The following is a 6,668-nucleotide window of genomic DNA, read 5'->3' as shown; positions in this document are numbered from 1 at the left end:
GGTCAGGTCGAACCCGGCGCAGATCTGCGCGTACTTGCGTTGGATCACAACCGAGAGCCAGAAGAGCTTGTCGCCATAGTCCACGCCGACCTCCCCGGTCCGATGACGAACGATCAGCCTACTCGTCGCGGGCCGGCGGTCTGCACTGGGCGGCCTTCTGGGCTCGGCCATTGGTGTTCGTCCCGCAATGCGGGTGATGACGGTACCGATGGCCGCCTCCTGGCTGGTCCTGGCGTTGAGCCCCGCAGGCAAGGTGCGCGGACTGCCGCTCACCGTCGCGTCGGACCATCCTGGCCGGACAGGCGATACGGCCACGTTGCCAGAGGCGGCCGAAGGATAAACGGCTGTCCGAGCCCCGAGCGGGACTCATCCCCGTGTCCCGCGCGGGCACGGGGGCCAACTGTCGCTGAACGTCACACGGGCGCGGGCGTTTCCCTCTCGCGTGTTCGAATTCTTGTTCGATAAGGTGGCGGGGAGAGGGGTGACGGCATGGAACCGCGGCGGACGACGTCGGAGCGGGTGAGCGTGATGCACGTGCGCTGCCCGGAGCGGCCGGGCGAGGAGACGTACCGTCAGGTGCTGGAGCTGCTGGCCGAGCTCTCACCGGTCGTGCAGGCGCTCCCGCCGGCCGCGGCGCTGGTGGACCTGACGGGCGCCCTGCCGTACCACGGCGTCGGCGCCCGGCACCTGGGGGAGATCCTGCGGGTACGGGCGATCTCCCGGCTGGGCGTGGACGTCCGTGTCGGCATCGGGCCGACGATCACGGTGGCGGCCACGGCCTCGGGGCAGGTGGACGAGCCGGGCGGCGTCCTGGCCGTCGCGCCCGACGAGGCCGCCGACTGGCTGGGACCGCTGCCCGTCGAGGCGCTCCACGGCATCGGGTCGCGCCAGGCCCGTGCCCTGCGCGAGTACGGCGTGCACAGTGTCGGCCTGCTCGCCGCCGTCCCGCCGGCCACGGTGCAGCGCGTCCTCGGCGGCCGGGCGGGGCGGCTGGCCGCGGACCGGGCCCGCGGCGTCGACCCGCGCCCCGTCACGCCGCGCGCCCTGCCCGCCTCGGCGGGCGTGAGCCGTACCTTCGCCCGGCACACCCTCGACGGCGCGGCGGTCCGCGGCGCCCTGCTCGACCTGGTGGTCCGCCTCGGCCACCAGTTGCGCCGGCGGGGGCAGGCGGCCCGCGGGCTCACGCTGACGCTGCGCCTCGCGGGCGGCACCGGCTGGGAGCGGACCCGGCGGCTGCCGGAGCCCTCCGCCCACGACGACGACCTGCGCGCCCTGGCCTACCGGCTGATGGACGCCGCCGGCCTCCAGCGCGGCCGGCTCACGGGCATCGCGCTCAGGGCCGAGGACCTCGTCGCCGCCGACCGGGTCACCCGGCAGCTCAGCCTCGACCGGGGCCGGGAGTCCCGCCTGGCGGCCGAGCGGGTCGGCGACCGCATACGGGAGAGGTTCGGCCCCGGCGCCATCGGTCCGGCGGCACTGCTGGCCAAGGCGTCCTAGACCGGGCCGGATCGGGTCCGGGACGCCCCGTACCTGATCCTGCCCGGCTTGAGCCGGTCCGACCGGCCCGTCCCGATCCGGCCTGTCCTGATCCGGCCGGGACCCCCGCCGAGCCGCAGCGTCGGCGGGGGCCCGTGAGCGCTCCGCGCGAGTCCGCGTCCGGCTCAGTCCCCGACCTCGACCCTGCCGTTCAGGCGGGCCGGACCGTCCCCGGCCGGCGCGGACGCCGGCGCCGTACCGCGCTCGGTGATGCCCTTCAGCAGCTGGGCCAGGTCGATGCCCGTGGTGGAGCCGAGCAGCTCCAGGCCCTGGGCGACGTTGTCGGCGACGGCGCGCGGGATGCGGCCCGCCCCGTCGGTGGAGATCACGGTCATCTTCTCGACCGCGCTCAGCGGCTCGGACGCCTTGGCGACGACCTGCGGCAGCACCTCGATGAGCATCTGCAGCACGGCCGCGTCGCCGTACCGCGCGAACGCCTCCGCCTTCTGCCGCATCGCGTCCGCCTCGGCAGCGCCCTTCGCCGCGATCGCGGACGCCTCCGCGTCGCCCTCGAGGCGCACCGCCTCCGCGACCGCCGCGCGCCGCGCCCGCTCGGCCTCACCCTGCTTCAGACCCTCCAGCGCCTCGGCCTCGGCCAGCGCCGAACGCCGCTGCTTCTCGCCCTCACCGGTCAGCCGCGCCCGCTCGGCCTCCGCCTGCGCCGCCGCGATGTCCGCGAGCCGCTCGGCCTCGGCCTGCTTGACCCGGGCCACCCGCCTGGCCTCGGCCTCCTGCTCGGCCGCGTACCGCTGGGCGTCGGCGGGCTTGCGCACCTCGGTGTCGAGCTGACGGTCCTTCAGTGCGGCCTGGCGCGCGGCGACCTTCTCCTGCTCGGCGAGGATCTCCTGGCGGCGGGCGGCCTCGGCCAGCGGTCCGGCGGCGTCGGCCCGGGCGGCCGCCGCGTCCGTCTCCGTCTTGATCTCGGCCTGCTTGAGCGCGAACGTCCGCTGGGCGATCGCGATCTCCTCCTCGGCCTTCAGCCGGGCCTGCTCGGCGGCGCGCCGGGCCACGGCCTCCGCGATGTCGGCCTCCTGCCGGGCGCGGGCGGCCTCGGGCCGGCCGAGGTCCTCCAGGTACGAGCCCTCGGTGGTGATGTCCTGGATCTGGAAGGCGTCGAGCACCAGGCCCTGCCCGGACAGGCTCGCCTCGGCCTCCTCGGCGACCTGGCCCGCGAACGCGGCGCGGTCGCGGATGATGTCCTCCACCGACATCCGGCCGACGATGGCGCGCAGCGCGCCGGACAGCACCTCCTGCGTGAAGCCGACGATGCCGTTCTGTTGCATCAGGAACCGCTGGGCCGCGGCGCGGATGGAGTCCTCGGTGCCGCCGACCTTCACGATCGCGACGCCTTCGAGGTTGGCCTTCACCCCGCGCAGGGTGACCGCGCCGCGCACGGCCACCGGGATGTGCCGCGAGGACAGGTCGAGGGTGAACCGCTGCTGCACGAACGGCACGACGAACACGCCGCCGCCGACCACGACCTTCTGTCCGCTGTTGTCCGTGAACACCCGCCCGGTCTCCGGGTCCGTGGCCTTCTTGCCACGCCGTCCGGTGATGATGAACGCCTCGCTCGGCCCCGCCACCTTGTAGCGGGTGATCACGACGAGAGCCAGCAGGACGAGGAGTACGACGACCCCCGCGACGGCGACGACGACAGGATTCATGGCGGTGCCCCCAGACACGTAGTACCCACAAGAGGGTGGAGGAGGAGCCCGTGAGGGCTCGGGACGAGAGGGGATCGGTGCTCGGCGGCGACGGACGAAAGCCGGCGCACCCGCCCCGACGACCCGGTGGACTTGAGGTCCAGTGGACCTGCGGCCCGATGGACCTGCGGCCCTTCGGCCTGGTGGACCTGCGGCCCGACGGTCCGAGGGACTTGCGGCCCGACGGCGGTGCGGGCTAGCGCTCCACCGGGCGGACCAGGACGGAGGTGGCGGAGGTCGCGGCCTCGACCCACACCTCGGTGCCCCGGGCCACCGGGACGGCGCTGCGGGCGGCGTACTTCACGGGCTGGCCCGCGAGGCGCAGCAGCACCTCGCCGAAGCCGTCCGCGGGGATCGCGGTCACCACGCTGCCCGCCGTTCCCACCAGGTCGGCGCCGGTGGGGACGGGTGCCGACCGGTCCCGCACCAGGGCGCGGCCGAAGCGGTAGGTGAGCCAGGCGGTGGCCAGCCCGGCGCCGGCCCCGGCCCCGGCGGCCACCGCGGTGCCGGCCCCCGTGGTCCCCTGGACGATCGCCCCGCCGAAGCCGGTCATCGCCAGGAACCCGGCGACGACCGGCAGCGACAGCCACCCGTCGAGGAGACCGCCGGAGGCTCCGTCGAGCACGCCGTCCAGCACCCCGTCGAAGACCAGCGAGAGAGCGAGCAGCACGACCCCCGTGATGCCGATTCCCAGAAACCAGGCCATGTGTGCCTCCCCCTCCCGCCCCTCGCTGATCTCCGGCGTTGACGAGATGCTCACATGGAGGGACGGAGTGGTTCATTGCCGTGTTCCGGCAGTGTTCACGGTGTCTTCCATGCCGTGCTCGCGCGCCGTGCCGCCGCTGGGGCCCTCGTCCACCGCTCGTCCGGGGCGCGCGCCGCCCGTGCTCGCTGCCGCCTTCCGGCAGGGGAGGGCATGGGCTTGGGATCATGTTCTCGGGCCCGGCACCGCGAGGTGCCGGGCCCGAGAACATGAAATGCCGGGGCCGGAAACGCTAAGTGCCGGGCCCGAGAACATGAAATGCCGGGGCCGGAAACGCTAAGTGCCGGGGCCGGGACACGGGTCCCGGCCCCGGCACGGGGCTTCGGTGAAAAGCGGTCAGGCCGCCGGGGTGACGTCGCCCGTGGTGGCCTCCGCGTGGCCGACACCGACGGCTGCCGTCTCCGCGACCTCGGTGACGGGTACGGCCGGCACCGCTTCGGCGGACGCCTGCGCCGGGACCCCGGCGGCGGGGGAGGGAACCTGGGAGTCGTCGTGCGGGCGGGCGCCCGGGAGCCGATGACGCGCGGCGACCAGCGCGCTGTCGATGTCCCGGGTGCCGGTGGCCACACACAGGGTGTACGTCACGTCCTCGAGACGCTGACGCGCGGTCTCGTCGCCGTCCTGGGCGTTGAGTGCCGTCAGCGCCTCGTACTGCTTGATCAGATCCGACAGGACCGCGGGGTGGGCCATCAGCACGGCAGAATCCCTCCTTGCTCTCCGTACCCGCTGCGCGGGCGGACGAGATCCATGTGCCCGGATGTCGCAATCGCACACCGGAAAGAATCAGGCCGCACCCCGGGAGGGCTCAGGCGGCCGCCCTCTCCTCCTCGGAGGAGTGCCGCACGACGAGGAAGGCGTCCCGCTCCAGGTCCATCACGACCCTCACGTCCTCGCCCATCGCCCGCCGCTGTGCCGCGTACTGCTCCGCAGGCCAGCTGCCGTAAGGTCCGCCTGCGGGCACCGACTTCAGAATCGACTCTTCGCTCACGGCTGGGCACCTCCGCCTGTTCGTGTCCCGCTGTACCGATCATGTGCGTATCTCTCTGATGCCCTGCCCATGACACAACAGACCGCCCAATATCAGCCAAACCGCCGTCTGTACTTGCGGACTGTACTTGTCATCCTCTAAGGCGTTCGCGCGGAACGTTTCGGTCCGGCCGCGCCGGGCCCGCCGCGCCGATTGACCTCCTCCTCCCCGGGTAGCCGGACGCCGTCGAACGCCGCCGGAACACACCGTCCCGGCGGCACCGGTCCCCCTCGGTGCGCCGGTCCCGCCGCCCTCCCGCGGTGGCGGGAACCCACCGTGCGGGCCACCTTCGGACACGTGGAGGAGCAGGCGTGGAGGACAACCTGTGGGCCTACGCCCCGACCAGCGGCCACACCCCGGACGACGATCTGACGGGTTATCGGGTGGAGGCGACGGACGGGCACGTCGGGAAGGTGGACAAACACTCCGACGTGGTCGGATCGCAGTACATCGTGGTCGACACCGGGATGTGGATCTTCGGCAGGAAGGTCATGCTGCCCGCGGGGACGATCACCGACGTGGACCACGGGCAGCGGCGGATCCTGGTCTCCCGGACCAAGGAGGAGATCGAGATGTCGCCGGAGTTCGACGAGGACAAGCACCTCGGCGACCCGCGCTACCGCGACCAGCTCGGCGGCCACTACGGGTCCGGCCACTGAGCCGGCCGGACGCCGGCCCCCGCACGGCGCGCCGAACCGTGTTTCGATGAGGACATGACCCTGTTCGTCGGCACCTCGGGGTGGCAGTACAAGGACTGGCGCGGGGTGCTCTACCCCGAGGAAGTGCCGCAGCGCCTCTGGCTGGAAAAGTACGCCGAGTCGTTCGCGACCGTCGAGAGCAACAACGCCTTCTACCGGCTGCCGAGCAGGGAGACCTTCACCGCGTGGCGCGAGCGGACCCCCGAGGGGTTCGTCTGCGCCGTGAAGGCCAGCCGGTTCCTCACCCACATCAAGCGGCTCCGCGACCCGGAGGAGCCCGTGGGGCGGCTGATGGACCACGCGGCGGGCCTGGGGGACCGCCTCGGGCCCGTGCTGCTCCAGCTGCCGCCCACCCTGCGGGCCGACCCCGGGCTCCTCGACCGGTGCCTGGCCTGCTTCCCCGCCGGTACGCGGGTGGCCGTCGAACCGCGCCACGACTCCTGGTGGACGCCCGCGGTGCGCACCGTCCTGGAGGACCGCGGGGCCGCCCTGTGCTGGGCCGACGCCGGCTCCCGGCCCGTCACGCCCCTGTGGCGCACCGCGGACTGGGGCTATCTGCGGCTGCACTCCGGCCGCGCCCGCCCGTGGCCCCACTACGGCCGGCAGGCCCTGAAGGGCTGGGCGCGGCGGCTGACGCAGACCTGGGCGGGGACCGAGGACGTCTTCGCCTACCTCAACAACGACCCCGGCGGTGCCGCCGTCCGCGACGCCGTCGTCCTCGCCCGAGCCGCCCGGGCCGCCGGCGCGGCGGTGACCCGTACGCCCCTGCGGCTGCCGCCGGGCGCGCCCCGGTGACCCGGTCGGCACCCGCTCTTTCGGGCCATCCTCGGCCGCGTCGCGATACGGCGGGACCCGCGTACTTGAACTCCGCCGAACAGGGCATCCGACTGCGTACGGTGGTCGCCCTCACGCGACCCACCAGGCACGATCCGTAGTAGAGA

The 6,668-nt window shown here is 73.7% G+C and carries 6 protein-coding genes and 2 pseudogenes; 3 read left to right on the top strand and 5 right to left on the bottom strand.

What is annotated here, in order from left to right:
- Positions 1-273 (bottom strand): annotated as a pseudogene (locus tag IE271_RS42265) (hypothetical protein); the annotation flags it as partial.
- Between the two features lie 216 nt (positions 274-489).
- Here IE271_RS42265 and IE271_RS24880 point away from each other — a divergent pair.
- Positions 490-1,497 carry a DNA polymerase Y family protein gene (locus IE271_RS24880; protein WP_190192650.1) on the top strand — a complete coding sequence of 336 codons (1,008 nt, stop codon included), beginning with the start codon at positions 490-492 and terminating at the stop codon, positions 1,495-1,497.
- A 164-nt stretch (positions 1,498-1,661) separates the two neighbouring features.
- On the opposite strand, the gene IE271_RS24875 is transcribed toward IE271_RS24880, so the two are convergent.
- From IE271_RS24875 to IE271_RS24860, 4 genes and pseudogenes are all read right to left on the bottom strand, one after another.
- Positions 1,662-3,200 (bottom strand): SPFH domain-containing protein, encoded by a 1,539-nt coding sequence (locus tag IE271_RS24875; protein WP_190192649.1) that lies wholly within the window; start codon positions 3,198-3,200, stop codon positions 1,662-1,664.
- A 235-nt stretch (positions 3,201-3,435) separates the two neighbouring features.
- A complete protein-coding gene (locus tag IE271_RS24870; RefSeq protein ID WP_190192648.1) occupies positions 3,436-3,945 on the bottom strand; it encodes an NfeD C-terminal domain-containing protein in 510 nt (169 codons plus the stop codon).
- A 540-nt stretch (positions 3,946-4,485) separates the two neighbouring features.
- Positions 4,486-4,698, bottom strand: a pseudogene (locus IE271_RS43620) (DUF5133 domain-containing protein); the annotation flags it as partial.
- Between the two features lie 109 nt (positions 4,699-4,807).
- Positions 4,808-4,990, bottom strand: a complete 183-nt coding sequence (locus IE271_RS24860) for a DUF8839 family protein (protein ID WP_190192646.1) — start codon at positions 4,988-4,990, stop codon at positions 4,808-4,810.
- Between the two features lie 350 nt (positions 4,991-5,340).
- Between IE271_RS24860 and IE271_RS24855 the strand changes: the two genes are divergently transcribed.
- Both IE271_RS24855 and IE271_RS24850 read left to right on the top strand, forming a co-directional pair.
- On the top strand, positions 5,341-5,688 hold the full coding sequence (locus IE271_RS24855) for a PRC-barrel domain-containing protein (RefSeq protein ID WP_190192645.1): 348 nt from the start codon (positions 5,341-5,343) through the stop codon (positions 5,686-5,688).
- Between the two features lie 54 nt (positions 5,689-5,742).
- Positions 5,743-6,522: a DUF72 domain-containing protein gene (locus tag IE271_RS24850; RefSeq protein ID WP_190192644.1), complete on the top strand. Its 780-nt coding sequence runs from the start codon at positions 5,743-5,745 to the stop codon at positions 6,520-6,522.
- Positions 6,523-6,668: the final 146 nt, after the last annotated feature.

The sequence above is a fragment of the Streptomyces minutiscleroticus genome (assembly GCF_014650875.1).
Taxonomy (GTDB): Bacteria; Actinomycetota; Actinomycetes; order Streptomycetales; family Streptomycetaceae; genus Streptomyces; species Streptomyces minutiscleroticus.
The sequence above is the reverse complement of the archived record's forward strand: the minus strand, read 5'-3'. Positions and strand labels throughout refer to the sequence as shown.

Coding starts and splice junctions, on each gene's coding strand:
- IE271_RS24880 (WP_190192650.1), top strand. CDS start 490: ATGGAACCGCGGCGGACGACGTCGGAGCGGGTGAGCGTGATGCACGTG.
- IE271_RS24850 (WP_190192644.1), top strand. CDS start 5,743: ATGACCCTGTTCGTCGGCACCTCGGGGTGGCAGTACAAGGACTGGCGC.
- IE271_RS24870 (WP_190192648.1), bottom strand. CDS start 3,945: ATGGCCTGGTTTCTGGGAATCGGCATCACGGGGGTCGTGCTGCTCGCT.
- IE271_RS24875 (WP_190192649.1), bottom strand. CDS start 3,200: ATGAATCCTGTCGTCGTCGCCGTCGCGGGGGTCGTCGTACTCCTCGTC.